Origin of the sequence: Marinomonas phaeophyticola (assembly GCF_026966905.1) — a bacterium.
In the GTDB taxonomy this organism is placed as follows: domain Bacteria; phylum Pseudomonadota; class Gammaproteobacteria; order Pseudomonadales; family Marinomonadaceae; genus Marinomonas; species Marinomonas phaeophyticola.
Genome location: NZ_JAPUBN010000014.1, coordinates 12,783 through 39,514, shown reverse-complemented (window position 1 = coordinate 39,514; position 26,732 = coordinate 12,783). Strand labels below are relative to the sequence as shown.

Annotated in this window: 25 protein-coding genes and 2 rRNA genes; 15 read left to right on the top strand and 12 right to left on the bottom strand. The window is 40.2% G+C overall.

Features of this window, described 5'->3' with window-relative positions:
• The 3 genes from O1D97_RS09100 to tyrS all read right to left on the bottom strand — a co-directional run.
• Positions 1-555, bottom strand: a 23S ribosomal RNA gene (locus O1D97_RS09100); the annotation flags it as partial.
• Positions 556-948: 393 nt separating this feature from the next.
• A 16S ribosomal RNA gene (locus tag O1D97_RS09095) occupies positions 949-2,486 on the bottom strand.
• A 460-nt stretch (positions 2,487-2,946) separates the two neighbouring features.
• Entirely contained in the window at positions 2,947-4,254 is a 1,308-nt protein-coding gene (tyrS, locus tag O1D97_RS09090; RefSeq protein ID WP_269124892.1) for a tyrosine--tRNA ligase, read from the bottom strand.
• 107 nt (positions 4,255-4,361) lie between these two features.
• Here tyrS and O1D97_RS09085 point away from each other — a divergent pair, with 107 nt between their 5' ends.
• Both O1D97_RS09085 and O1D97_RS09080 read left to right on the top strand, forming a co-directional pair.
• Positions 4,362-4,670: a hypothetical protein gene (locus O1D97_RS09085; RefSeq protein ID WP_269124890.1), complete on the top strand. Its 309-nt coding sequence runs from the start codon at positions 4,362-4,364 to the stop codon at positions 4,668-4,670.
• Positions 4,667-5,788, top strand: a complete 1,122-nt coding sequence (locus tag O1D97_RS09080; RefSeq protein WP_330221462.1) for a peptidoglycan DD-metalloendopeptidase family protein — start codon at positions 4,667-4,669, stop codon at positions 5,786-5,788. The genes O1D97_RS09085 and O1D97_RS09080 overlap by 4 nt, the downstream gene beginning before the upstream one ends.
• Before the next feature lie 74 nt (positions 5,789-5,862).
• On the opposite strand, the gene trxA is transcribed toward O1D97_RS09080, so the two are convergent.
• The 6 genes from trxA to lptM all read right to left on the bottom strand — a co-directional run bounded on the left by trxA (position 5,863) and on the right by lptM (position 9,905).
• Positions 5,863-6,192 carry a thioredoxin TrxA gene (trxA, locus tag O1D97_RS09075; protein WP_191602756.1) on the bottom strand — a complete coding sequence of 110 codons (330 nt, stop codon included), beginning with the start codon at positions 6,190-6,192 and terminating at the stop codon, positions 5,863-5,865.
• A 101-nt stretch (positions 6,193-6,293) separates the two neighbouring features.
• Positions 6,294-7,004, bottom strand: a complete 711-nt coding sequence (locus O1D97_RS09070; RefSeq protein ID WP_269124887.1) for an HAD family hydrolase — start codon at positions 7,002-7,004, stop codon at positions 6,294-6,296.
• Complete coding sequence (locus O1D97_RS09065; protein WP_269124885.1) at positions 7,001-7,669, bottom strand: DUF484 family protein; 669 nt, start codon at positions 7,667-7,669, stop codon at positions 7,001-7,003. The genes O1D97_RS09070 and O1D97_RS09065 overlap by 4 nt, the downstream gene beginning before the upstream one ends.
• A gap of 9 nt (positions 7,670-7,678) precedes the next feature.
• Complete coding sequence (dapF, locus tag O1D97_RS09060; RefSeq protein ID WP_330221461.1) at positions 7,679-8,509, bottom strand: diaminopimelate epimerase; 831 nt, start codon at positions 8,507-8,509, stop codon at positions 7,679-7,681.
• Positions 8,510-8,520: 11 nt separating this feature from the next.
• Entirely contained in the window at positions 8,521-9,774 is a 1,254-nt protein-coding gene (gene lysA / locus O1D97_RS09055) for a diaminopimelate decarboxylase (RefSeq protein WP_269124883.1), read from the bottom strand.
• Between the two features lie 11 nt (positions 9,775-9,785).
• Positions 9,786-9,905 (bottom strand): LPS translocon maturation chaperone LptM, encoded by a 120-nt coding sequence (gene lptM / locus O1D97_RS19895; RefSeq protein WP_428981111.1) that lies wholly within the window; start codon positions 9,903-9,905, stop codon positions 9,786-9,788.
• Positions 9,906-10,049: 144 nt separating this feature from the next.
• On the opposite strand from lptM, the gene O1D97_RS09050 reads away from it, so the two are divergent.
• Positions 10,050-11,030: a hypothetical protein gene (locus tag O1D97_RS09050; protein WP_269124881.1), complete on the top strand. Its 981-nt coding sequence runs from the start codon at positions 10,050-10,052 to the stop codon at positions 11,028-11,030.
• Positions 11,031-11,105: 75 nt separating this feature from the next.
• Here O1D97_RS09050 and argH read toward each other — a convergent pair whose 3' ends face one another.
• On the bottom strand, positions 11,106-12,515 hold the full coding sequence (gene argH / locus O1D97_RS09045) for an argininosuccinate lyase (RefSeq protein ID WP_269124879.1): 1,410 nt from the start codon (positions 12,513-12,515) through the stop codon (positions 11,106-11,108).
• A 183-nt stretch (positions 12,516-12,698) separates the two neighbouring features.
• Here argH and hemC point away from each other — a divergent pair, with 183 nt between their 5' ends.
• From hemC to O1D97_RS08985, 12 genes are all read left to right on the top strand, one after another.
• Positions 12,699-13,622 (top strand): hydroxymethylbilane synthase, encoded by a 924-nt coding sequence (gene hemC / locus O1D97_RS09040; RefSeq protein ID WP_269124877.1) that lies wholly within the window; start codon positions 12,699-12,701, stop codon positions 13,620-13,622.
• 5 nt (positions 13,623-13,627) lie between these two features.
• Positions 13,628-14,386 carry a uroporphyrinogen-III synthase gene (locus O1D97_RS09035; protein WP_269124876.1) on the top strand — a complete coding sequence of 253 codons (759 nt, stop codon included), beginning with the start codon at positions 13,628-13,630 and terminating at the stop codon, positions 14,384-14,386.
• On the top strand, positions 14,387-15,715 hold the full coding sequence (locus tag O1D97_RS09030; protein ID WP_269124874.1) for a uroporphyrinogen-III C-methyltransferase: 1,329 nt from the start codon (positions 14,387-14,389) through the stop codon (positions 15,713-15,715).
• Positions 15,712-16,941: a heme biosynthesis HemY N-terminal domain-containing protein gene (locus O1D97_RS09025; RefSeq protein ID WP_269124872.1), complete on the top strand. Its 1,230-nt coding sequence runs from the start codon at positions 15,712-15,714 to the stop codon at positions 16,939-16,941. The genes O1D97_RS09030 and O1D97_RS09025 overlap by 4 nt, the downstream gene beginning before the upstream one ends.
• 402 nt (positions 16,942-17,343) lie before the next feature.
• The gene (locus O1D97_RS09020) at positions 17,344-18,150 is read left to right on the top strand and encodes an SHOCT domain-containing protein (protein WP_269124870.1); all 807 of its coding nucleotides are present in this window, start codon (positions 17,344-17,346) and stop codon (positions 18,148-18,150) included.
• 232 nt (positions 18,151-18,382) lie between these two features.
• The gene (locus O1D97_RS09015; protein WP_269124868.1) at positions 18,383-19,285 is read left to right on the top strand and encodes a hypothetical protein; all 903 of its coding nucleotides are present in this window, start codon (positions 18,383-18,385) and stop codon (positions 19,283-19,285) included.
• Positions 19,237-20,052, top strand: a complete 816-nt coding sequence (locus tag O1D97_RS09010; protein WP_269124866.1) for a phosphotransferase — start codon at positions 19,237-19,239, stop codon at positions 20,050-20,052. Before O1D97_RS09015 ends, O1D97_RS09010 begins: the two co-directional genes overlap by 49 nt.
• On the top strand, positions 20,045-20,938 hold the full coding sequence (locus O1D97_RS09005; RefSeq protein WP_269124865.1) for a GAK system ATP-grasp enzyme: 894 nt from the start codon (positions 20,045-20,047) through the stop codon (positions 20,936-20,938). Before O1D97_RS09010 ends, O1D97_RS09005 begins: the two co-directional genes overlap by 8 nt.
• Positions 20,935-22,017 (top strand): HprK-related kinase B, encoded by a 1,083-nt coding sequence (locus tag O1D97_RS09000; protein ID WP_269124863.1) that lies wholly within the window; start codon positions 20,935-20,937, stop codon positions 22,015-22,017. Before O1D97_RS09005 ends, O1D97_RS09000 begins: the two co-directional genes overlap by 4 nt.
• Before the next feature lie 125 nt (positions 22,018-22,142).
• A complete protein-coding gene (locus O1D97_RS08995) occupies positions 22,143-22,877 on the top strand; it encodes a histidine phosphatase family protein (protein WP_269124861.1) in 735 nt (244 codons plus the stop codon).
• 29 nt (positions 22,878-22,906) lie between these two features.
• Positions 22,907-24,490 (top strand): metallophosphoesterase family protein, encoded by a 1,584-nt coding sequence (locus O1D97_RS08990; RefSeq protein WP_269124859.1) that lies wholly within the window; start codon positions 22,907-22,909, stop codon positions 24,488-24,490.
• Positions 24,474-24,737 (top strand): amphi-Trp domain-containing protein, encoded by a 264-nt coding sequence (locus O1D97_RS08985; RefSeq protein ID WP_269124857.1) that lies wholly within the window; start codon positions 24,474-24,476, stop codon positions 24,735-24,737. Before O1D97_RS08990 ends, O1D97_RS08985 begins: the two co-directional genes overlap by 17 nt.
• Before the next feature lie 86 nt (positions 24,738-24,823).
• On the opposite strand, the gene cuyB is transcribed toward O1D97_RS08985, so the two are convergent.
• Together cuyB and O1D97_RS08975 are read right to left on the bottom strand one after the other, a co-directional pair.
• Complete coding sequence (gene cuyB / locus O1D97_RS08980; protein WP_269124855.1) at positions 24,824-25,540, bottom strand: cysteate racemase; 717 nt, start codon at positions 25,538-25,540, stop codon at positions 24,824-24,826.
• Positions 25,540-26,730 (bottom strand): DegT/DnrJ/EryC1/StrS family aminotransferase, encoded by a 1,191-nt coding sequence (locus tag O1D97_RS08975; protein ID WP_269124853.1) that lies wholly within the window; start codon positions 26,728-26,730, stop codon positions 25,540-25,542. Before O1D97_RS08975 ends, cuyB begins: the two co-directional genes overlap by 1 nt.
• Between the last annotated feature and the right edge of the window lie 2 nt (positions 26,731-26,732).

The following is a 26,732-nucleotide window of genomic DNA, read 5'->3' as shown; positions in this document are numbered from 1 at the left end:
AAAGGTACGCAGTCACGGAACTAAGTCCGCTCCCACTGCTTGTACGTACACGGTTTCAGGTTCTATTTCACTCCCCTCGCCGGGGTTCTTTTCGCCTTTCCCTCACGGTACTGGTACACTATCGGTCAGTCAGGAGTATTTAGCCTTGGAGGATGGTCCCCCCATGTTCAGACAGGATACCACGTGTCCCGTCCTACTCGTTTTCATTGAAAAGGTGTTTTCGTATACGAGGCTTTCACTCTCTACGGCCAAGCTTTCCAGCTTGTTCTACTAACACCAAATCAACTTAAGGGCTAATCCCCTTTCGCTCGCCGCTACTTAGGGAATCTCGGTTGATTTCTTTTCCTTCGGGTACTTAGATGTTTCAGTTCCCCGAGTTCGCCTCATTAAGCTATGTATTCACTTAATGATACCCGCAAGCGGGTGGGTTTCCCCATTCGGAAATGTTCGGATCAAAGTTTGTTTATCAACTCCCCGAACCTTATCGCAGATTACCACGTCCTTCATCGCCTCTGACTGCCAAGGCATCCACCGTGCACGCTTGGTCACTTGACCATATAACCCAAAGTAGTTTTTTAATCCCTCACTTTTCTAAAAGAAAAGTCAGTATCAAAACAACACTCAGATCACATACCAACGATGCTTTTGTGTCATCACTGGATTTTACGATTTAGAAAGTCATCCAGGTTATTCTCAATAAAGAGAAAGATGCTTTCCACCGGTTTGACGCTTGATTATCGTCTATTTCAAAAAGTCACATTGTTAAAGAGCAAGTTTAGTGCAAAGCACTAAGTCAGACATTCATGAATAACGCGAACATTATGATGACTGGTCATCACATAATCGCTTTCATCAACCCCTTGCTTAGGACTCTATCCTAGAACAATTGCTGCTATAAAGTAGTCATCAGATAATTTGTGTGAACGCTCACCAGAGCTTCGTATCGTTTAAGGAGGTGATCCAGCCCCAGGTTCCCCTAGGGCTACCTTGTTACGACTTCACCCCAGTCATTGACCACTCCGTGGTAACCGCCCTCCTCGAAAGGTTAAGCTAGCTACTTCTGGAGCAATCAACTCCCATGGTGTGACGGGCGGTGTGTACAAGGCCCGGGAACGTATTCACCGTGACATTCTGATTCACGATTACTAGCGATTCCGACTTCATGGAGTCGAGTTGCAGACTCCAATCCGGACTACGACGCACTTTGTGGGATTCGCTTACTATCGCTAGTTCGCAGCCCTCTGTATGCGCCATTGTAGCACGTGTGTAGCCCTACTCGTAAGGGCCATGATGACTTGACGTCGTCCCCACCTTCCTCCGGTTTGTCACCGGCAGTCTCCTTAAAGTTCCCACCCGAAGTGCTGGCAAATAAGGATAAGGGTTGCGCTCGTTACGGGACTTAACCCAACATTTCACAACACGAGCTGACGACAGCCATGCAGCACCTGTCTCAGTGCTCCCGAAGGCACTCCAAAATCTCTTTCGGATTCACTGGATGTCAAGAGTAGGTAAGGTTCTTCGCGTTGCGTCGAATTAAACCACATGCTCCACCGCTTGTGCGGGCCCCCGTCAATTCATTTGAGTTTTAACCTTGCGGCCGTACTCCCCAGGCGGTCTACTTATCGCGTTAGCTTCGCCACTAAGTCATTACAACCCAACGGCTAGTAGACATCGTTTACGGCGTGGACTACCAGGGTATCTAATCCTGTTTGCTCCCCACGCTTTCGCACCTCAGTGTCAGTATCAATCCAGAGTGTCGCCTTCGCCACTGATGTTCCTTCCTATATCTACGCATTTCACCGCTACACAGGAAATTCCACACTCCTCTATCGTACTCTAGCCTGCCAGTATCGGGTGCCATTCCAAGGTTGAGCCCTGGGCTTTCACATCCGACTTAACAAACCACCTACGCGCGCTTTACGCCCAGTAATTCCGATTAACGCTTGCACCCTCTGTATTACCGCGGCTGCTGGCACAGAGTTAGCCGGTGCTTCTTCTGAGGGTAACGTCACAGCAATCGAGTATTAATCAATTACCTTTCCTCCCCTCTGAAAGTGCTTTACAACCCTAAGGCCTTCTTCACACACGCGGCATGGCTGGATCAGGCTTGCGCCCATTGTCCAATATTCCCCACTGCTGCCTCCCGTAGGAGTCTGGGCCGTGTCTCAGTCCCAGTGTGGCTGGTCATCCTCTCAGACCAGCTAGAGATCGTCGCCTTGGTAGGCCTTTACCCTACCAACTAGCTAATCTCACGCAGGCTCATCTAATAGCGAAAGGTCCGAAGATCCCCTCCTTTCCCCCGTAGGGATTATGCGGTATTAGCATGCGTTTCCACATGTTGTCCCCCACTACTAGGCAGATTCCTACGCGTTACTCACCCGTCCGCCGCTCGACGCCTGTAGCAAGCTACATCGTTTCCGCTCGACTTGCATGTGTTAAGCCTGCCGCCAGCGTTCAATCTGAGCCATGATCAAACTCTTCAGTTTAAGATCTTTTGCTGATAAATCAGCGTGCTTACTCAAATTTAACTCTAACTAAACTTACATGTTTGTTTGATAAATCAAACAAACATGAACGAATTGAAAGTGTTTGGACTCTCGTAAGACTTCAAAATATTTTCGAAGTCTCCAGCGAGCGCCCACACAAATTATCTGATTAACTATTTTAAAGAGCGTGCTAACTAAAATAAGACAAGAAGAACAAACTGTGTTGTTTTTCTTGTTGGACGCTTACTCGTTGTTCTGAGTGGTTGTCCGTGTCAGCGAGGGCGTATATTAAGGATCTACAGATTTAGTGCAACCTTTTTTTGGTAAATTCATGAAAAAACCTCAAAAGGATAATAAATCAGTAACAATTGTACAAAATACGTTCTAATCCACCCTATAAAAGCCAAAAAAGGCGCCGAGGCGCCCTTTATACATAATTCAATGGTTTTAAAAACAATCACTAAGCCAATACAAATAGATGATACTTCTTCTTGCCTAGCTTAACCAAAAAGTATTTACCATAGTAACCATTATCTTGTGCAAAAATCTCAGATGCCTTCATATTGTCTTCCATTCCTTTTGCATCACCATTAACAAACAATGAATTACGAGTTAAAGCATCCTTAACTTGCTTACCATTAGTTGCAAGCCCATGCTCACTTAGCAGACTTGTTAAAGGTATATCGACCAAAGAATCTACAGTTAATACACTAGATGGAAGACCATCAAGCTGAATTTGTTCTAAATCTTTTTCACTTAGCTCACTCGCCTCACCATTAAAAAGTGCAGCCGTTATTCTTTCCGCAGCGGCTAAACCTTCTTTGCCATGAACTAAATTCGTTACTTCTTTTGCAAGAATCCCTTGTGCTAATGGTCTGCCTTCATTTTTAAGATCTTCCGATTCAATTTGATTAATTTCTTCAATTGAAAGAAAAGTAAAGTACTTCAGGAATTGATACACATCTGCATCAGCCGTATTCAACCAGAATTGGTAAAAAGCATACTGACTTGTCTTATTTCCATCCAACCAAATAGTCCCCGATTCTGTTTTACCAAATTTAGTTCCATCTGATTTAGTCACAAGCGGCATAGTCAGGCCAAACACTTGATTACCATTTTGGCGGCGAGTTAAATCTGTACCTCCAGTAATATTTCCCCATTGGTCACTACCACCAATCTGTAATGTACACCCTTTTATGCGGTTTAATTCTGCAAAGTCATAGGACTGTAAAATCATATAGGTAAACTCAGTAAAAGAAATCCCTTCACCTTCTCTATTAATCCTCTGCTTTACTGACTCTTTTTGAATCATTGCATTAATAGAAAAATGCTTACCAACATCCCTTAAGAAGTCAAGAATACTAAGATCTTTTGTCCAATCATAGTTATTCACCACTTCAGCTGAATTTGGCGCTTCATTAAACTCAATAAATTGACTAACTTGTTTACGAAGTTTAGCTACCCACTCAGTAACCACTTCAGGTCCATTTAATTTCCTTTCAACCGCCTTAAAGCTTGGATCACCGATTAATCCAGTTGCTCCTCCGACTAACGCTAAAGGTTTATGACCCGCATTCTGAAAACGCCTTAACATTAACAATGGAACCAGGCTTCCTATATGTAAACTGTCTGCTGTTGGATCAAAACCACAATACAAAGTTCGGCTGCCTGTATTTAGATGTTCAATCAATTCACCTTCAGCCGTTAATTGAGAAATTAAGCCTCGAGCTTGCAAATCAGCCAATAAAGCATTTGTTCCTGTACTCATATTTCAATCCAATTCTAGAATAATGTAATTTATGTGTTAAAAGCTTTTAATTATAAAGGCAATATTGGTAGCATTACAGGGCTTTATTTTAGATTTTAGGTATTGTCTTGATTAAAAAACTTCCACTTAAACACATACTATTATTAGTAGTGATCACTCTAGCATTATTTTTAATAGCTACAATGCTTCCTGACGGCTCAAACAAGCCATCAAAAACCATCTCTTTAGAGGCCAACCTTCAGATTATCGACATGGATGAACTGGACAATTCAATCACGTTCATAACACTACCAACAAAAACAACCGCTTCTAAGTTGGGAGGCAACTTACAAACAGCCGTATTACCCACATTGAACAACAATGAGCTCATATCTGCAGATTTACCCATCCCAGATAACTTACAAAAAAAGAAATAACGTTTAAGCATGAAACTGAAACCATCAACTCAGGAGACTCATTATCCACCATACTATCCAAACACGGTGTATCCGCTACAGATATATACAGAGTTTCTCAAGCAGATAAAAAAGAAAAAGACCTTTTAAAAATGCGCCCAGGGCAAACACTTGAGTTTGAAATTCGTGAAGACACCAAAGAATTACATAAACTAACACTAGTAAAAAACAAACTTGAAAAAATTGAATTTGCTCGCAATGAAAAACAATTCAATTCCTCACGTATCGTCCGAGAGCCAGATATTGTACAAACTTATAAAGAGAGCACTATTAACAGCTCCTTATTTGTTGACGGATTAAAGTCTGGTATCGACCAAAGATTACTTATCGAAATGGCTAATATATTTGGTTGGGATATCGATTTTGCACTCGATATTAGAAAAGGCGATACCTTTAGCATACTCTTTGAAGAAAAATATCTTGACGGTGAAAAAATAGGACTTGGCAATATCCTAGCAGCACAATTTATTAATAATGGCAGAATGTATCAAGCCATTCGCTATGAAACGAACACAAGCACCAGTTATTATACTCCTGACGGCTTAGCTATGCGAAAGGCATTTTTACGCACGCCAGTTGAGTTCACTAGAATTTCATCAAAATTTAACCCAAATCGCATTCACCCTCTTTTCAAAACAAGTAGACCACATAGAGGGGTAGACTATGCAGCATCAAGTGGCACTCCCGTTAAATCGGCAGGTGATGGTAAAATCAGTTTCGCAGGCAAACAAAATGGCTATGGTAACGTGGTTATCATTGATCATGGCAAAGGCTATACAACCCTTTATGCCCACTTGCGAAGCTTTGCAAAAGGCACTCGTAAAGGAGCTCGTGTAAAACAAGGAAAAATTGTTGCCTATGTCGGGCAAACAGGATGGGCAACAGGTCCACATTTACATTATGAATTTAGAATAAATGGCATTCACAAAAACCCAATAACCGTTAAACTTCCTAATGATGACCCAATGCCTAAAAAAGAGCTTAAGAAGTATTTACCCTATGCTCAAAAAATCACCTCTTTATTAGAAGGCTATCACTCACCGGATTACCAACAAAAATTAGCAAGTGTTAGAAATTAATGCGTCTAAAACATAAAATAAAGATAATAAAAAAGCAGCTCTAAGCTGCTTTTTTATTATCCAGAATCTAGCAATTATTTAATTGCACTCTCTACAAACTCAACAAGTTGGGATTTTGATACCGCACCCACTTTCGTAGCAATAACTTCCCCACCTTTAACAATTAGCAACGTTGGAATACCACGAACATTATACTTTGGCGCAGTCTCTTGATTCTCATCAACATTAAGTTTTACAACTTTCAGTCTATCTGAATAATCTTCAGCAACGTCTTCTAAAACTGGTGCAATCATTTTACAAGGCCCACACCATGGAGCCCAAAAATCAACCAATACAGGAACGTCTGAATTCAATACTTCTTCAGAAAATTGAGCATCTGTAATTTGAACGGTATTATCACCCATTTGAATTTCCTTAAATAATCACTGTAATTAATAATGTAGCCAGTTTAGCATTAATTTTTCACCGTAAAAATGAAAAAAACTAATTACTCAATAGTAATTAACTATCTGGTCAAATAAGCTACAACACTAGGTAACTCTATTAGAGAGTGAATTTCTGCATCTGGACGACCGGGCCAACTATCCTTCCAGCGACGAGCGCCATGACGGTTAAACCAAACACTCCTACAACCCGCTTGATTCGCACCAAACACATCATCATAAGGATTATCACCGATGTGGATAACACTTTCTGTCGGTAAATTCACTGCATTTGCGGCCTTTCTAAACAAGCTAACATCTGGCTTAGAAACCCCCTCTTTATCTGCCCTTATCGCAAACTCAAACACATCGCCAAGACCAACGTAGGGATGAAATACATCCGCATTCCCATTGGTTATAACGGCAAGTCTATAATTTTTCTTAAGTTGTTTCAGCATATCTCTAGTATGAGGGTAATGATCTACTTTTTGGCGCCATTCATTAAAATGAGAAAAAGCTGAAACGGCTACTTTAGAGGACTCTTCTTGAGGTAAACCAAACAAAATAAGAGCTTGACGATACATTTCAACTCTAACTTTGGAAATATCAATTTTTAATAAAGGATCTTTTGAAATTAACTCTATCTTTATTTCTTGGAGCTTTTCTGAATTAAATCTCCTTGAAAAGTCAGGAAAACGATCATCAAACCAATTTTCCATAGCAAAATCAGCACGAATAATAACAGGCTCAACATCCCATAAGGTATTATCTAAATCAAACGTAATTAAGTTCATTTAATCAACCTAAGTAAAATTGCGCTTAACAACTCAGATAAGTAAGACAAAAAAATGTCTCCCTTGTCCTTGCTAAATTTCTCTAAGGTGTTACTGCCAAGAGCCAGCACACCTAAATACTTAGCCTCTCCATTAATTCGAGACACCAAGGGCAGAACGGCCGCTGACATCACTTTATCGCTTACTTCTCCAAATAGATAGCGAGACTCGGACACCGACAACACTCCAGAGTAGCAACCTGAGCGTAGTAGTATTTCTTTTAATACCGGCTCAGCCTCATCCAAATCTGAAACCCTCACATTTGCAGACAATATATCCTTCGAGAAAAGAATAAAACCGTTATAAGTAATCTCAAATTCATTACGCAAAATGTCGTGCATTAATGAAACAAATTCATCTAACGAACTACATTCAAGCCCAGCCAAAATCAATCTACGGCTTTTGTGCATAATGGCCTCATTTTCACGCGCCACTGTCACCAAGCGCTGAAACTCTGACTGGTGATCTGAAGCCGTTTTTCTCAATAGCATCACCTGTCTTTCTAGCAGAGAAATAGCCTCTCCCCTAGTTGGATGAGGGATATTTATAGCTTCAAGAACATCCAGATGTCTGTTAAAAAAATCAGGATTCTCAGATAAATATTGAGCGACTTCAGTTTCTTTCATAAATTAACCTTATAAGTAGATTTGTCCCTCAAAAACTTTTGCGGCAGGTCCGGTCATTAAAATTGAAGCACCGTCACCTTGCCACTCAATTTTCAAATCGCCTCCATTAAGATGCGCTACGACATTGGAATCTAACCAACCTTGTTTAATACCTGCAACCACGGCGGCACAAGCCCCGGTCCCACAAGCCTGAGTTTCTCCAACGCCACGCTCATACACTCGCAATCGAATTTCTGAGCGATTCAGTATTTGCATGAACCCTACATTAACATTATGCGGAAAGCGACCATGTGACTCTAGCGCTTTACCGATTGTAGCAACATAATCATCATCCAATGAGTCCACTTTATGAACAGCATGAGGGTTCCCAACAGATACAGGTGTTATTTCAATATTTCGATCACTCACCCTTAAAGAATAAATCGATTCAACTTTATCTACTGTAAAAGGAAGATCGGATGGAATGAAGCTTGGCTCCCCCATATCAACGGTCACTTGGCCATCATTCAAAACCCGCAACTGCATCTTTCCTTTGCGAGTCTCTACATTAATAATGGATTTATTTGTAAGCTCTTTATCCAATACAAACTTTGCAAAACAACGCGCGCCATTACCACAGTGCTCAACTTCTGTTCCGTCAGAATTATATATTCTGTATCGAAAATCCATTTCTGGATTTAATGGTGGCTCAACAATCAGCAATTGATCAAAGCCAACCCCTCTATTACGATCACTCAGCCTTTCTATTTGTTCTTTATTAAAAAAAACTTTTCGAGACACGGCATCCACAACAACAAAGTCATTACCTAATCCATGCATTTTCGTGAATTTTAATAACACAACTCAATCCCTCATTCAGGTAAAAGCTGTTCACCAGCAAGTTGATGCTCAATCGTTTCACGAGCTCTAATAAGGTAGGCATTATCACCATCAACCATGACTTCGGCAGCACGATTGCGACTATTATAATTTGAAGCCATTGTAAAACCATAAGCACCAGCTGAACGGACGGCCAATAAATCGCCCGCAGCTAAATTAAGACTGCGCTCTTTTCCCAAAAAATCACCTGTTTCACAAACAGGGCCCACTAAGTCATACACTTTTTCACCGCCCCCTTTACTAGATAAATTAACAGGGATGATGTCCATCCAGGCACTGTACAAAGCAGGTCTTATCAGATCATTCATAGCACCATCAATAATGGCAAAATTTTTATGGTCGGTACATTTTAAGAATTCAACCTGAGTCAACATCACACCCGCATTTGCAGCAATAGATCGACCTGGTTCAAAAGCTAAACTAAACTCACGACCTCTCACTTTTTCTAAAATTAATGCGGCATATTCCGCAGGTTCTGGTGGCACTTCATCACGGTATTTAACGCCCAGACCACCACCTAGATCAACATGCTTAATACGAATACCAACCTCAGACAACTCATCAATCAAAGTCATCAAACGATCAAAGGCGTCTAAAAAAGGCCTTAGTTCTGTTAATTGAGAACCGATATGACAATCAACTCCCATAACATCTAAGTGCGGCAAAGAGTCAGCTAACTGATAAATACGCACTGCTTCTTTAATATCAATCCCAAATTTATTTTCTTTTAGACCAGTAGAGATATAAGGATGTGTTTTTGCATCAACATCAGGATTCACTCGCAACGAAACAGGAGCCATTTTACCTAAAGACCCTGCGACACCATTTAAACGAAATAACTCGGCTTCTGACTCGACATTAAAACAATGAATCCCCACTTCCAGAGCCCTTTGCATCTCATGAGCCTGCTTACCCAAGCCAGAAAACATAACTTTCGCAGGATCACCACCAGCGCGAAGCACCCGCTCTAATTCACCAATAGAGACAATGTCAAAGCCGGACCCCATTCTTGCCAAAACATTCAAAAAGGCGATATTTGAGCATGCTTTTACCGCATAGCAAATCAACGTCGGGTGAGATGTGAAGGCATTTGCATACGCATTATAATGTCGCTCAATTGTCGCTCTAGAATAAACATACGTTGGCGTACCATAAGTTGCAGCAACTTGCTCTAATGACACATTTTCAGCTTGTAATTTACCAGCCGAGTAATTAAAAAAATCCACTTAATAACCTCTTAATTTATGGGCGACGCCGTCTCAACGTTTTTTTCGTTATCAGGAAGATATAAAGCACCTTTATTGCCACAAGCAACAACCACACTTGCAAGAAAGAGCACGAAGAGCCATTTAGACATCACCAAATCTCAACTACATTAAAATAATTAGAACAGTATACTTGTGAGCGCCATAATACCCAACCCTAAGAGATTAAAACTCATCGTAAATTTAGTGTTAAAGCGCTTGTACAGACAGTTCGATATAGTATTCTTAGCGCTTATTTGACACATTGTTTTAAGAAAGGAACAAGTATTAACATTTACGATGGCACACAATCGGACAAAGAGGTTAAGAAGCCATTCTATCCATCTGTTGCAAAATGGCTTTCCGTCTTAGTTACCGTTTCTATTTTCCATGTTATTGGCTTCTATATTATTGATAATAGTCATTGGTTAACTAATACCTCAAACATTGAAACGCCTGTATCTAAGCGCAACTTTACCTTACAACTGAACTACACTAGCGATGATACAGAGCCGACGGATAATGCGGTAAAGGAAGCCAATAAAACCACGACTATTAAACGTGACTCACTCGCTACGACTTCTCATCAAAAAAATACACCATTAGATGCGACAAGCCATAAAAATGAACCCTCTACAAAAAACACAGACGATATATCTTCATCGACGTTAGTATTAAAACCAGAGAATGTAGACATAAGCACAAAAGCCCCAATAGAGGCTCAAGAAGCGATAAATACACAACCTCAAAAAATCGAGAGACAACCTTTAGATGTAACCAATACGAATAATACTATTCAAGAAACATTTGACGATTTAGCAGGCGTTACAGAGATCAAAGAGAGTGTGTCGTTGTCTGATTCTTTTACTATTGCTCAAGAGACAATGATCACTCCAGAACCGAAAAAGGAGGAAGAGTTTAGTACTGTTTTTTCACCTATCTATAAATCGGCTTTAAAGGACGCAATCAAAGAACAAAAGCAATATCTAAAAGGATTTATTAAAAATAAAGGCTACCCAATAACAAAAGATTCTGATGGAACACGCTACGTAAACATTAAAGGCATTTGTTGGAAGATGCCTCCTGAAGGCGAATCCGGAGAATGGTTTATTGTTCCCGCAGGCTGTAATAACCAAAAAGACGCCTTCCACTTTGAATTTGGTATTACCCCTGAAATGCTAGGACCAAACTCGCCTTTTTCACGCTTATTAGGTCTCGAATTCGACCAGAATCAGTAACGATATATTTTTCTAGTGCGCATAGAAAAGGGAAGCTTTCGCTTCCCTCTTAAACTCAATGGCCGTTTTACGCTATTATGATGCCAAACGTGCCGCCAATTCAGCTTTAGCCCTTTCTACAGCTAATAGAACTTGTTTTGGCGCGGTTCCACCAACATGATCTCGTGCGGCTACAGAACCTTCCAATGTCAATACATCAAATACATCCGACTTAATCATACTACCAAAAGACTGTAGTTCTTCGAGTGTCATTTCAGATAAATCTTTACCTTCTTGAACACCAAAGCCAACCGCTTTTCCTACAATTTCATGGGCGTCACGAAAAGCAACCCCTTCACGTACCAAATAATCGGCCAAATCTGTTGCGGTTGAGAAACCACGGCGAGCAGCTTCATACATATGTTCTTTACGAGACTCAATAGCCGGAATCATATCAGCAAAAGCTCGTAAAGATCCTTTTAAGGTATCAACCGTATCAAACAAAGGTTCTTTATCTTCTTGGTTATCTTTATTGTAGGCTAATGGTTGTGATTTCATCAGAGTCAATAAACCGATTAGATGACCATATACTCGGCCTGTCTTACCACGAACCAGTTCAGGTACATCAGGGTTTTTCTTTTGTGGCATAATTGAAGAACCAGTACAAAAACGGTCGGGTAGGAAAATGAAATTAAATTGCGCCGATACCCACATAACCATTTCTTCTGCCCATCGAGAGAAGTGCATCATGATGATAGACGCCGTTGATGTGAATTCAATTGCAAAATCACGATCACTCACAGAATCCAAAGAATTATAGGTCGGGCGATCGAAACCCAGCAGATCAGCAGTCATATTACGATCTATTGGGTAAGTTGTACCGGCTAAAGCGGCCGCACCTAAAGGTAAAATATTAATTCTTTTACGGCAGTCAAGTAAACGCTCATAGTCACGTTGAGCCATTTCATACCAAGCCATTAAATGATGGCCAAAAGTGACTGGCTGAGCGGTTTGAAGGTGCGTAAACCCAGGCATAATAGTATGAGCTTCTTTTTCAGCTAAACTTAAAATACCTTGCTGCATACGGGTAATTTCTTCTAATAAAAAATCCACCTCATCACGCATATATAAACGAATATCAGTAGCAACTTGGTCATTACGAGAACGACCTGTATGCAACTTTTTCCCCGTAATTCCAATTTTTTGAGTTAAACGCGCTTCGATATTCATATGAACATCTTCAAGCTCGATTGACCAATTAAATTCACCGCGATCAATTTCTGCTTCAATTTCTTTCAGCCCTTGAATGATTTGATCACGTTCAGACTCTGTTAATACACCAACATGCGTCAGCATAGTAGCATGAGCAATAGAGCCTTTTATGTCTTGACTTGCCATACGTTGATCAAACTCGACAGAAGCCGTAAAACGAGCAACAAATGCATCCACAGGCTCTGAAAAACGGCCACCCCACTGCTGATTTGTCGCTTTAGTTGTATCAGTCATTCAATTCTTTCCCACATAGGTCAACAAAGGATCAAAGAGTACATTAACCAACGCGCTTTATAAAGGGTTTGAGGATGACGCATGGCACCTTTGTCGGTATCATAGGATCATAATGCCGTTGCAGATTCATCTAACTGAAAACGCTACTAAGATGAAGATAGTCCCCTTTATTTAGGAGTCCTTGTGAAAGAAAAAATTGTCATTGCCACTCGTGAAAGTCAACTTGCCCTGTGGCAAGCTAACAATGTGAAGGATCAACTGGAGGCTCTCTATCCAGACTTAGACGTTCAGTTATTAGGAATGACAACAAAAGGAGATCAAATTCTCGACTCGCCTCTGTCTAAAATTGGCGGTAAAGGCTTATTTGTTAAAGAGTTAGAGCATGCGCTTTTTGAAAATCGCGCCGATATAGCCGTGCATTCCATGAAAGACGTACCCATGGACTTTCCTGAAGGGCTAGGTCTAGCCGTAATTTGCAAAAGAGAAAACCCTACTGACGCTTTCGTGTCAAACAAATATGCCCACTTAGCTGAACTTCCAACGGGCTCCATCGTTGGTACCTCCAGCCTGAGACGCTCCTGTCAGTTAAAGAGAATGCGTCCAGATTTAGTCATTAAAGATCTTCGAGGAAACGTCAATACTCGTCTACGAAAACTAGATGATGAGGAATATGACGCTATTATTTTAGCCTCCGCTGGGTTGATCCGCTTAGAAATGCAAGACCGTATTCGTAACTGCATTGCTGACGACGTTAGTTTGCCTGCTGGCGGTCAAGGAGCAATGGGGATTGAATGTCGAACCAATGATGAAAGAGTGAAAGCCTTGCTTGCCCCCCTAAACCATATAGAAACACGTTACTGTGTCACAGCAGAAAGAGCCGTTAATAAACGCTTAAATGGTGGTTGCCAAGCACCAATAGCCTGCTTTGCTACATTAGACTCAGATACACTCTATTTGCGTGGATTAGTTGGCTCTCTTAATGGACAGACTATCGTTACGGCGGAATCCTATGGACCGAAAGAAAGTGCTGATGAAATGGGAACAAAGCTGGCTGAAGAACTTCTCAACAAAGGCGCCGATAAGCTGCTTGCAGATATTATAGGTTAATTCATATGCAAATATCCGGTAAAACTATTGTTATTACGCGACCAGAGCCTGAAAACCAACACAGCTGTGCATTTTTCAAAACGCTCGGAGCAAATCCAATTCCCTTACCTATGATGGCTATTTGTCCAATATCAGACACTCAAAAATGTGCATCAATACAGTCACAATTTTTTGATATTGATTTATATGATTTTGTGATTTTTGTTAGTAAAAATGCCGTTCGTGAAGCGATCAAGTGGCTGGATCGATGCTGGCCTATGTTACCAGAAGGTGTTGTTTGGGTTGGTATTGGAAAAGGCACGACCCAATTACTTCAAGAAGAAGGTATTCCAGCCACAACAAACTCAGGCCAAACAACGGAAGACTTACTTCGTTGGTCAGCACTGAGGCAATTGGAAAACAAAAAAGTACTTATTATTAGAGGAGAAGGCGGCAGGCCAACCTTAGGAGACTCTCTTGAACAACGAGGAGCCAAGGTTAACTACCTTAATTTATATGAACGAACATCATTAGATTATTCAAAAAGCCAGCTCTCACAAGCAGACTCTGCTAATCTAATTTTGATTACTAGCGGAGAAGGGTTAGAAAACTTACAAGCTTCTTTAGCAAAAAATGTAAAAATGTGGTGTGATAAGACAATAATCGCTCCAAGTCAGCGAGTGGCTGAAATGGCCATACGCCACGGTTGGCAATCTGTCGTACAAGCACCTGGTGCTGATGACAACAGTATTTTGCAGGCCATTGATTGTTTACAGGATATTTAAATGACAGAGAATGCATTGAAAACAACGGATTCTGAGACGGATCAATCAAAGAAAGATCAAGATAAAATGACTCAACCTCAGAAAAAAGAAAGCAAAAACAAGTTGTCTTTAGTCGCGATAGCGATAGGCGTTGTAGCGATTGGCCTGAGTGGTTGGTCTGCTTACAAACAACACCTTGCTGAACAGATACTTAGCCCAATAGCAGAGCAGATTTCAAGTATTAATAATAACCAGTCTAGCCTTAATCTGAAGGTAACAGAGCAAAATTCTCTTGCCCAATCACTGCCATTAATAGAGAAAAAAATAGCAGATCAAGACAAAATAATTCACACACTAAGCAGCACAGTGAATGATGCTCAAACTCAAGTTACTCAACAGAATGACAGACTGGTTTCATTTGGAAAACAAATAAATCGTATAGGGAGCACGACAAAGGAAGACTGGAAACTGGCAGAATCCGAATATTTAATTCGTTTAGCCAACCAACGATTACTAATGGAAAGTGATATTGTCGGTGCTGAAAATTTACTTTCGTCAGCCGATTTAATCCTTAGCGAAATGGCTGATCCCATTCTTTTTGAGACCAGAAAAGCCATTGCAAAAGATATCCAATCACTTAAAGCAACAACATCATTCGATACCGAAGGGCTTTATTTACAATTAGATGCCTTAGCGGCGCAAATCTCACAACTCCCTCAAAGAGAACCATCTAAAGAGTGGTTAAGAAATAACGAACCGTCCAATCCGGCTGAAAACAACAGCCAAGAAAGAACATTCCAATCCACTTTGTCAGAGCTATGGGCTTCTGTTAAATCCTTAGTTGTTATTAACTATAATCACAAACCTATTAAAGCCTTACTGCCTGCCGCTGACTATCAAGAATTAGTGAGTTCAATTCAAATACAAATCAGTGTGGCTCAACTTGCACTGCTGAAAAAGCAAAGTACGATTTATCAAACATCCTTAAAACATGTTGTTGAAGCGGTAAGCACTCACTTTGATTTAAAAGCGAAACCTGTTATTGCATTTATGACAAGCATTACATCATTACAGCAGATCAACCCAGAACCAGAACTGCCATTACCAAGAGGCTCTCTGGCCGCTATTAAAAAACTGATGAGTGAATGGAAGTCGATTACGAATGAAAGCTCAAAACCGGATGAGTTAGTTGACAATACTCAAGAAGACAATGTTAATCATACAAATATAGAATCAATGCCGTTGAAAGACATTGAAAACACAACAGAAGATAATCAAAGCCCAAAACTTGAACAAGAAACACTCGAAGCGCCAATAGAAAAGAGCAACGCTGAAGAGGTGAGCGCATGAGAAAATTCCTCTTAATAATGATTGTCTTTTTAATCCTTGGAGGGACGCTTGGGCTATTAATGAGACAAGACTCAGGTTACATCTTAATCTCTTTTGCTGGTGCGACAATTGAAACTAGCTTCTGGGTCTTTATTCTATTTATTGTTTTATTGCTGATCGCATTGGATTGGACAAAGCGCATACTGTTCGCCACGTTAAGACCAGGCTCCTCACTTGCAAAACTCACAGGCAATATCAGTCAAAAACGCGCCTCTAGAAATACCATTAGAGGTTTACTCGAGTTAGTTGGAGGCAATTGGTTACGAGCAGAGAAACTACTAACCAAAAGTGCGGACAAAGTTCCCTACCCATTAATTAACTATATCGGGGCTGCTTACGCAGCCAGTGAGCAAGAAGAGCACGAACGTTCAAAAACGCTTTTACAGACCGCTCATAAATCCACACCTGAAGCGGATTTTGCAATTAGCTTTGCTCAAAGCCAGATTCAGATGCGTCAAAAGCATTATGAAAGTGCGCTCGCCACCTTACTTAGGCTTCATAAAATAAAACCCAAACATCGTCAAGTTCTAAAAATGCTTGTTCAAGCTTATACTCGGTTGAAAGACTGGGACGCTATCTTACTATTAACTCCAAAATTAAAAAAAGAAGGCATCTTAGATACGGCTAATATGCTTGAGCTTGAAAAGAAAGCCTTCTTAGCGTTATTAGAAAATATGCAGCATCGAAAAAAACTTGGGCATAAAGAAGAGGACCTAATTAAAGAAATGGAAAGTATTTGGCATAAGTTTAGCGAAATTGATAAAGATGAAAACATGCGTGTTCTATACGCTCGATCACTAATCAGTTTTGATAACACCAAAAAAGCCGAAGAATTTATCAGACAAAGCTTGAATCATAAGTGGTCTGAGTCACTTATTTCTGAATACGGCCATATTACTAGCGTAAACTCGAAAAGCGCTTTGCAAACCGCTGAAGCATGGCTAAAAAAATACCCTCAAAGCGCAGGTTTACTATTAGTTTGCGGACGCTTAAGCCAACAGCAAAAGCTTTGGGGTAAAGCAAAAGACTATTATCAATCTTCGATTGATATAGACCCAACTGGCGAAGCGTTGGGAGAACTCGGCAGACTATTAACCGCTTTGGGCGACGTAGAGCATAGTCATCAACTTATGCTAACAAGCTTGCAGCACTCAGCGAAAAATTTAAAAGCACTGCCATTGCCATAAATATAAAAACCACAGTATGAATACAATTTATACTGTGGTTTTTTTGTACTTATTGAATTGACACACATCCGAATCTCTCCTCTCCTCTACAATAAATGGATTATTTACACAGGCTCATCGTCTGAATAAAAGTAATATATGGATATATAATTCTCCGTTTAACCTATTTATCAATGGGTTAACAGAATCATAGCAAAGACCTCATATTTCATTAATCAACCGCAACTCTATTAATAACAAAATTGATCAAAATAAAGTCAATTGCCATCAATTTGTCAGACATAGATGTGATAGACTGCACGCCTTCGGAACCTGACGTCCAGCAAACGCTGCACCTGCTTTGATTCACTATTTTAAGAAATCAAAGAACAGCTCTCCGCAATTACAAGAGAGTACTACTTAATGCAAAATTTAACACCTCAAGGTCAGCAGCTTATCAACGACCTTAGTCAACGTTACAACCTTAGCTATGATGCTGTGCTTCATATGCTTATTGCCGTCAATAATGGCGGTAGCTCTATGGCACAATTTAGTTGTCCAGAACTAGGCGGATCAGGTCAATGGATGCGTGGTGGCATGACAATGGTTGGCGACATGTTTAACAATGGATTAAAAATGACCGTCGACAATTTATGTAATGATTTGGCAAACGGACTTTCTAATATGCAAGTTTTTGCACCATTACCGAAAGGCTCAAGAAACAGCAATCAATGGTGGCCTCAAGATCTAGGTTTAGGACAACCATTCAGTAGCGGCGCTCAAAACAATATTCGTTATGCAATCTTCCCTAATCGCCTAGCTGTTGAAGTAAATGGTAAAGTAACCGTTTACAACACACTGGATAACAATATTGGTGGAGTCAGTCAACAGCAAGGCGGTAACGACTCACTGACTTTTAGCAGTCAGTATGGAACAATTGCAGTAAGCAGTTTACCTATTGTAACAGGTAGCGGAAATACATCTGCTCCAATTCCACCACCTCAGAATAATTTTTTAGATACAAATACGCCACCATCTTATGCGCTTCAAAATAACAACTCTATGCCTCAAGGTAATGCCCAGAGTGTTAATACTCCTAATTTAGGGGCCGATACTTCGGTTGACAATATTATTGGATTAATTGAGAAACTGGCAAAATTACGTGACGCTGGAGCCATTTCAGAAAACGACTACAATAATAAAAAAGCAGAGTTATTAAACCGCATCTAAACAATTATAAATATTTCACGTTGAAAAGAGGTGAGTTACTTTACTTATCTCTTTCTCTCTTCTTTCTTTTTTCCCCTTTTTTATAAACCATCTCTTGTAACTGTCATCTCCTTGTAACCAACGGTGATTAAACTTCATCTATACTAATGCGATTAATTCGTTTTTTTTCGTTGTCCAGTTTTTACGAAAAGCGGCTTATGATATTCATATTAAATAGGTTATTTACCTGCCAATGGTTAAATTGAACAAAATCACCAGTGAAACTCTGCACTTTTTTCTCCTAGAAATTAGCCAGCAACTACTGCAAGTAGAACATTTTTTTCGACATCCCAGCACAATACTTGCTGACCAACTTTTTGGACGCTCAGGGTATTCTGCTAATTTATATTCTCGTATTCAAAATACAATTAGCCGTGATCTAGGAGAATCAAAAGATGGGGCCTCTCAATTCCGCCTCAAAGCCATCGCAACATTCGCTCAAGAAATGCATACGTTAATCCAATTGGCTCGACAATCAGTAAAAGAAATTCATCACCCCCATCCTATTACAGAAAAAGAGTACAGCTTACTGCAAAGAATAATACCAATGCATAAACATGCAGAAATGATTCAGCAAACACGGCTATCAGTAGAATCAATTGAATCAATATTGCATGACGCTAATGCACAAAAAGCCATTAAACTCGGCAAAAAATGCACTAATTTACAAGGTAGTTTTCAATTAGCGTTAGACAAGTCTATCCAATCTCAGCCAGATTTAACCTTGAACAAAACCTTGTCTCAAGCCCTATTTTCAATCTCGTACATACGACAAATATTAGAGTTAATGAAGCACATATCCGACACTGTGCTTTCAATTAGCATTGGTCAAAAAATGAATCATCACCGTTATCATTCATTATCCAACGTGGCCAATGAGTTTGAATTTGACTCAGAAGAGATGCAAATAGAAACGGTCGCCGAAACACGCTCTGGCAGCGCCATTTCAGGTATTAGAAGGCAATCTGAAAAGGATCAACCAGATAGTGAATATTTGGCTATTTTCAAAGAAGGCGAGAAAAAAAGCTCAAAGAAGAACGTCAAGGTGTGGAAAGCTGGCATGATATTTACCCTGGACTTGCACCTAGAATTTTAGCTTACAATAGCCGAAAAAAATCAGCGTCTTTACTCATTGAGCACCTTCCTGGCGTAACCTTCGAATCTTTAATTATTAATGGTAATCAAGCCGTTCTAGAGGAAGCCATTCAATATTTATTAATTACATTAAATTCTATTTGGTCAGAAACAAAAACCTCTGAAACAGCTTCTGCACAATTTATTCGACAATTACGTAAAAGAATAGCCAGTGTGTATGCTGTACATCCAAACTTTGACTCCCAACGCGCTACCATTTGCGGTGTTTTACAGCCTTCATTTGAAGACAAGTTAAAACAAGTACAAGCAAAGGAGGATCATTGGTTATGTCCTTTTTCTGTATATACCCATGGAGATTTCAACTTAGATAATATTATTTACGACCCTGAAGAAAAGCGCATTAATTTCATAGACTTACATAGATCTAAGTACGGCGATTACGCACAAGATATTTCCGTTTTTATGGTTTCCATTTATCGCCTTACCATTCTGGATAAACAACGTCGTAATAACATGATGAAAACGGCCATGCATTTCTTTCAAGCCATACGACAATCTGACCCTATTAAAAAGGATGCCACCTTTGAGTTACGTATTGCGCTTGGGTTAATTCGCTCATTTGCCTCATCTACTCGATTTATCCTTGACCCAAACTTATCTAAACGCATGTACCTAAGATCTAATTACCTTTTAGATAAAGTCTTAGCTGTAGAAGCAGGTCAAGAACATTTATTCATCATCCCTTTGGAGGACATATTCATTGAATAACCTACGTATCGGCGTTATTGGTATTCCTGGTAAATGGTCAACGGAAGTATTAGCCGACAAACTAGAAGCAAAAACAGGCTATCGCTTAGTTATTGACATGGCGGATATTGCTTTGGATTTAGACACCAAAAACCTGTATGCAAATGGTATTAATTTGTGTGAATTAGATGGTTTGATTGTAAAAAAAGCCAGTCAGGTGTACAGCCCCAGTATGTTAGATAGAATTGAATTATTACGTATTGCCGAGGCATCTGGAGTAAAGGTGTTTAGTTCCGCTGACAGCATTCTTCGTTTAGTAGACCGCCTAAGCTGTACCATTAGTCTGCGTAATGCCGACATCCCAATGCCTTCTACTTTTGTTACCGAAAATATTGATCAAGCCATCGTGGCCATTAAAAAATATGGCAGTGTTGTGTTAAAGCCATTGTTCTCAACCAAAGCCAGAGGCATGACCATACTTGAATCAAGCCAATCTGATGAAGAATTAAGACAGGCTCTAGAATCTTTTAAAACGAACAATCCCATGATGTATTTACAACAAAAACTCAACCTTTCGGGAATGGATTTAGGCATGGTGTTTATTGGAGGCGAGTATTTATGCACCTATGCCCGTGTTTCTCAAAATAATACCTGGAATACCACCATCCATGATGGAGGGCGCTATGAGGACTATCAACCAACCGATGAACTGATTGAATTAGCTCAACATGCACAAAAATCCTTCAATTTAGACTTCACCACTGTAGATATTGCCCTTACCGATAACGGCCCTATCGTCTTTGAAGTCTCCGCTTTTGGTGGGTTTAAAGGTGCGCTAGAAGGCTCTAAGATTGATGCCGCAGACGCTTATAGTCATTACGTATTAACAACATTAGGTAAAAAATGAATTCACATCTAACCGCGATAACTCAAGAACTCAATATAAATACAGACGCTTGCCTTTATCGCTTTGACCTTGATTTAAGCCATTGCCATTTGACGGTCCTTAGCAATACCCAAGCATTGGTATCGGAGTTACGAGATTATTTTCGCAGCTACCCACAACACCAAGCCACAGCGGATATTGAGATACACCTGATAGAAAGTAGCGAACCTGCCCCTAGCTATCCATGGGCCGATTGGGCTAGAGAAGCGGGTAAATCTGGCCGTAAAGACAGTTATGTAGATATCCATAAAGGTCGACTGTTACATAAGGTTAGAACCGGCATGGTCTTTTTTCAAAGCAATATGAGCCGCTTAGCCGTCGGTCCTTGCTTACAAAATATCAATCAAGTTGTTAACTTTATTAATAACCAATATATGAATTATCTACAGCAACAAGAACATGTTATTTGCCATGCCGCGGCGGTCAGCATTAATGGTAAAGGCACAGCCGTCGCCGCATTTTCTGGTGGTGGTAAATCAACGCTTATGCTGAAACTAATGGATCATCCAGGAGCTAAGTTTATTTCTAATGATCGCTTGTTTCTAAAAGCAAATTCTCAAGGTGTCCTATCTCGTGGCGTCCCCAAACTTCCACGTATTAATCCAGGGACGATTTTAAATAACCCAAAATTACTGAGTATCTTAGACCCAGAAGAACAACACTCTTTAAATCGTTTACCGCAAACAGAGCTTTGGGATTTAGAACAAAAATACGACGTCATGATTGATCAAGTGTACGGCGAAAACAAAATTGAGCTAGAAACCCAATTAGACACAGTACTACTATTAAATTGGGACAGAAAAAGCTCGGATAAACCTCTATTAACAAAGGTGAACCCAGAAAATCACAAAAAGTTAATAGGTGCCATTATGAAAAGTCCTGGACCATTTTACCAAGATGCAAAAGGTGCATTTCTAGCTGGCCCTGAAATTCCAGCATTAGAACAATATCTTGCTGTATTAAACAAGGTCAACGTCTACGAAGTATCCGGCGGTGTTGACTTCGACTATTTGGCTCAAATCTACTTGGAAACAGCATAAGACGAAATATCGTAATACATTTCAATAATGTTGTCGCCCGTAAACCCGTAAGGTGACGACTTATCGAAGTAGCGTTTGTAAATACCCGTTAACTGGACACTAAAAGTAGGATTTTTGAGAACAATATGACAACCATAGCTTTATCTTCCTTCCCTGTTCTTGCAATGATTCGTCATGGTGCTTATCACCAACGACAGAACACGCCTAGCGCTTTGCAACCATTTCAATTAACAGAAGAAGGTCAACAGGAGGTTGTATTAGCCGCTCAACGTTTTGCTACCTTAGTTAAAGAAAACAACTGGCAGATAAGCCCTATCATCCACTCATCAAATCAATTACGAGCTTGGCAAACAGCTCGGATTTATCAACGAGAACTGGCAGATTTATTTTCAGAAACACCGACCCACATTACCCATAACGATCTCTCTGAAAGAAGTGTCGGTTGTGCAGCGAACTTAACGATAGATGAGATAGAAAACATACTAAATAAAGATCCTCGCTTTGATTCAGCGCCAAAAAATTGGAAATCAGACAGTCATTATTGCCTCCCTTTACAAGGCGCAGAATCTTTAATGATTGCAGGGGAGCGAGTCGCTAACTATTTGTTAAGTCAGTCAAATAAACTCCATTCCACTCAGACCACTAACAACGAAGCCACAGAAGTTAAATTGTTTTTTGGTCATGGGGCCTCTTTTCGGCATGCAGCATTTCATCTGGATGTCATAAGCCTGTGCGATATTAAACGGTTTAGCATGCACCATGGGGAAGCGGTAATGATTCAACAACAAAATGATGATCGATGGATACACATTGCTGGCGAATGGAAGATTCGTAAGCAGGCTAATTCATATAATGATTAACAAAACACAGGTAATTAATAGGTATTTTTATGGCTCTTTCTTCACCAGTATTAACTCTTGTATCACAGTCTGGCGCTTTGAAGAAAGTGACGGAAAAATCACCAAAATCCGCTTCCAAGCTCACTAAAACGTTGTCTAAAATAAAGCCTTCAAGCAAACAGCTTAAACGCATCTGTGAATCCAAAGTAGTGAGCACAGAGTCGAACGAGTCTTTATTTTCCTGCGCGAAAGCATTGCAATATAAACTGGATAGAAAATGCTTCAAGAATACCTATTGGCCGCTAGAAAAAGGCTCCGCCGATTCCTTAATTAATAAACAAGATCGCCTTTATCGCGCCGTCACTATTGGACCTAAACAGCCAAAATGGCAATGGCCAACTAAGCCTATCTTCTTTATTTCTGACCCTCATGCCGATGCCGATGCTTTCGAAGCGTCATTACTAACTACCGATGGCTTTATTCGTGATGCATCTGGAAAGTTAAGACTGACTAAACAAGGTAAAAAAAGCCTCTTTATTGTTGGTGGTGATTGTCTCGATAAAGGCCCCAGCAACTTATCATTACTATATAAGCTAAAAGAAGTGATCGACCTTGGAGCTGACTTAAAATTATTAGCTGGAAACCATGATCTACGTCTATTAATTGGCCTACTCTCTATTGCTGGAGAAAGAGACACAGGCAATGAACACATGTTTGTTCGAATGGGAAACAAAGTAGTCCCATTATTGAAAGAAGTGTTCGACCTCTATTTAGCGCATACTGATTGGCAAAAAGGCATACCGGACGAAGATGAATGTAAAAGTAGATTGTTCCCTTCAGATGCTTGGTTTTCCGAATTCCCCCTACTCGCAAAAGGGCTGGTTCCAGAAGAAGGAATCGAACGCGAGCTAAAAAAAATGCGAACTAAAACCCATTCTTTTGAAAAAAACTGTTTGAAGTCAGGATTGAGTTTACCTCAGGTATACGCAACGGCAATGAAATGCCAACAGTTGTTCCTCTCCCAAAAAGGTGAATTTTCATGGTTTTTCCAAAAGATGCAACTTGCCTATAAAAAAGGGTCTTTCTTATTTGTTCATGCTGGAGTGGATGACACCATCGGTCAATTAATTGCTAAAAAAGGCGTTTCTCATTTAAATAAATGCTTCAAAAAACAGCTCCACAGTAATTTGTTTAATTTCTATTATAGCTCTGTGGCAAACACCTTCAGGACGAAATACCGTAAATCAGATAAACCTCTCACACGGGATGGTGTTGATATCATTCGAAAAAGCGGCATCCATGCGATTGTACGCGGTCATGTAAACTACCATCAAGGTCAACAACTGAATGTCAAGCAAGGGTTATTGCATATCGAATGCGATATTACCTTGGATAGAAACTCTCGTATAAAAGAAGGCTTAGTAGGAATTGGGTACGGCGTCACTATGATTCAGCCGAAAGGTCGTATTATTGGACTGAGTACTGATTTTAGTTATGCAAAAGTCTTCCAACCAAAGCGCTTCTTAAAAAGTGTCAAAAAAGAACAAATATCAAAGCAAAAAACAGATAAAAAAACCTTAGCATTATTTAATAAATCATTAAAAATGAGTATGTGCAATGCGATTAAAAAATGAATTTCAACATGTATCATTGCAAGACCCTCAATCGATTCAAGAGTTACTCATCTCGATTGCTCAAGGCATTAGCAAAGGAGAAGTGTCTTTTTCTGATGAAGAAGGTGAGCTTGTATTGCAACCAAATGGGCTGCTAGACGTTAAAATTACAGCCAGTGAAGGCGCATCACGTCACAAAATTGAGCTCAAAGTAAGCTGGAACAAGCAAAACAAAATCTTATCCAATACGCCTCTAAAAATAAAATGAAATGTAGCGTTAGAGCATAACTCTAGCGCTATTCTATTAAAACAAGAGAGATTGTTGTAATCTTTGTGTCATTTACTCATGACCAATCATTGAGGTCCTAACACTTCCTCGATGATCGAGCTTGCTAATATTTTAGAAGCATCAAAGACTGGAAGCGCCGTTTTTAGGTCATCATAAATAACAGACAATTCGGTACATGCCAGTACTAAGCATTCAGCTCCTAAATCCTTCAAATGAGAAGCCGCAAGATTATAAGCCGCTATTTGAGATGAAGATGCTTTATTTGCTTTTACAGCTCGGATTAAATCCATCACCGCCGCTTGATGCTCAGGGTGAGGATAAATAATTTGAATGTTTAACTTATTAAACCATGGTTCATAAAGATGAATTTTTTGGAGCGCACTTGAGGCGAGTAACCCCACTTTATTCAGGTCGGGCTGTTCTTTTTTTACATGCAGAGCCGTTTTCTCAATCAAGTTAAAAACAGGAATACTAACAGAAGAAGCCACATCTGTATGGTAAAAATGTGCCGTATTACAAGGAATTACCAAAAAGTCAGCACCTTGCCTTTCAAGCCCCTGAGCCATTTCGATCATACAAGGTGCGGGGCTTTCCCCCGTTCCTTCTATAATAGCCTTAATTCTAGAAGGTACTTTGGGATTGTTATCCACCAACATTCTAATGTGATCAATATCATCTCTTGCTGGGGTGCCAGCAATAACTTGTTGCATTAAATCCACGGTGGCCTCAGGGCCCATGCCACCAATAATGCCAACAACTTTATCTTTTTGAGTTACTGTCATCATTCACTCCCTTTAACCACATCAACAATAATGTGTGAGATCAACTCACAATCACTTTCACTGAATGTCAAAGGAATACGTATATCCAATAGTGTCGCTAAAATCGCGCGTGTCTTTGGCAAATTGGGCATATTTTCGATATAACGCCAACTATCATAGCGGCTTGTATAATCTGTTGGCTCTGCATTACCAAACCATTTCAATACCACGCCTCGTTCTTCACAATCACGAATAACCTGAGCTATTTTGGCCGCGGAAAAGCTTGGAATGGAAAACTGAATAGAACTACCAACAAAAACCTCCGCATCAGGGCGTGTTGGTATTCGAATGACGGAGCATTCAGCCAAAATATTCTCAATCACAGTATAGCGACGATTCCAGCTGGCACACTTTTCATCTAATTTAGCGAGTTGGGGACGCAATATAGCCGCTCTCAAATTATCCATTCGACCACTATAATTCGGTGTCTCATAGCGGATTTCATCAAAAACGTCTTTAGAGGGGGACGCAAAATGACGATCGAATAACATATAAGAGCCTGAATGCATAACGGCTTTAGCCATAATATCTGGATGACGAGTGGTTAAAAAACCACCCTCACCTGAATTCATATGCTTATAGGTTTGGGCACTAAAACAAGCAACATCTCCAAAAGTACCACTCTTAACACCATTCCAGCTTGCTCCCATGGTATGAGCACAATCCTCTATTAGAAAAATATTATAGCGCTCACAAATCGCCATGATCCGATCCATGTCTGCTACATGGCCTCTCATGTGAGAAAGCATAAAATATTTAGCTCCTGACTCAGCGGCTTTCGCTTCCAAATCATCTAAATCAATACAATAGTCCTCAGCGACATCAACCAACACAGGAACACCACCACTGTTGTGAATGGCACCAGGTACAGGCGCAAGAGTAAACGCATTACATAATACTTTTTCCCCAGCCTGAAGACCTGCTGCACGCATAGCAATATGAAGAGCATAGCCACCAGAAGAGCAAGCTAAGCAATAAGGCACACCTAAATACTCAGCAAATTCTAACTCTAATAAGTCCACTTCACTTTTTTCACCAGGCAATGTGTTGTACCGATGTAATCGTCCTGAACGCATCACAGCAATGGCGGCTTCTATTCCCTCTTCAGGAATAGACTCTTGCTGTGTAAATGATTTTTTGAAGATTGTCATAT

Coding starts and splice junctions, on each gene's coding strand:
- O1D97_RS08975 (WP_269124853.1), bottom strand. CDS start 26,730: ATGACAATCTTCAAAAAATCATTTACACAGCAAGAGTCTATTCCTGAA.
- O1D97_RS09070 (WP_269124887.1), bottom strand. CDS start 7,004: ATGAACTTAATTACGTTTGATTTAGATAATACCTTATGGGATGTTGAG.
- O1D97_RS08995 (WP_269124861.1), top strand. CDS start 22,143: ATGACAACCATAGCTTTATCTTCCTTCCCTGTTCTTGCAATGATTCGT.
- O1D97_RS09015 (WP_269124868.1), top strand. CDS start 18,383: ATGGTTAAATTGAACAAAATCACCAGTGAAACTCTGCACTTTTTTCTC.
- O1D97_RS08985 (WP_269124857.1), top strand. CDS start 24,474: ATGCGATTAAAAAATGAATTTCAACATGTATCATTGCAAGACCCTCAA.
- tyrS (WP_269124892.1), bottom strand. CDS start 4,254: ATGAGTACAGGAACAAATGCTTTATTGGCTGATTTGCAAGCTCGAGGC.
- O1D97_RS09065 (WP_269124885.1), bottom strand. CDS start 7,669: ATGAAAGAAACTGAAGTCGCTCAATATTTATCTGAGAATCCTGATTTT.
- O1D97_RS09025 (WP_269124872.1), top strand. CDS start 15,712: ATGAGAAAATTCCTCTTAATAATGATTGTCTTTTTAATCCTTGGAGGG.
- O1D97_RS09030 (WP_269124874.1), top strand. CDS start 14,387: ATGACAGAGAATGCATTGAAAACAACGGATTCTGAGACGGATCAATCA.
- O1D97_RS09035 (WP_269124876.1), top strand. CDS start 13,628: ATGCAAATATCCGGTAAAACTATTGTTATTACGCGACCAGAGCCTGAA.
- O1D97_RS09000 (WP_269124863.1), top strand. CDS start 20,935: ATGAATTCACATCTAACCGCGATAACTCAAGAACTCAATATAAATACA.
- O1D97_RS08990 (WP_269124859.1), top strand. CDS start 22,907: ATGGCTCTTTCTTCACCAGTATTAACTCTTGTATCACAGTCTGGCGCT.
- cuyB (WP_269124855.1), bottom strand. CDS start 25,540: ATGACAGTAACTCAAAAAGATAAAGTTGTTGGCATTATTGGTGGCATG.
- O1D97_RS09020 (WP_269124870.1), top strand. CDS start 17,344: ATGCAAAATTTAACACCTCAAGGTCAGCAGCTTATCAACGACCTTAGT.
- argH (WP_269124879.1), bottom strand. CDS start 12,515: ATGACTGATACAACTAAAGCGACAAATCAGCAGTGGGGTGGCCGTTTT.
- trxA (WP_191602756.1), bottom strand. CDS start 6,192: ATGGGTGATAATACCGTTCAAATTACAGATGCTCAATTTTCTGAAGAA.
- lptM (WP_428981111.1), bottom strand. CDS start 9,905: ATGTCTAAATGGCTCTTCGTGCTCTTTCTTGCAAGTGTGGTTGTTGCT.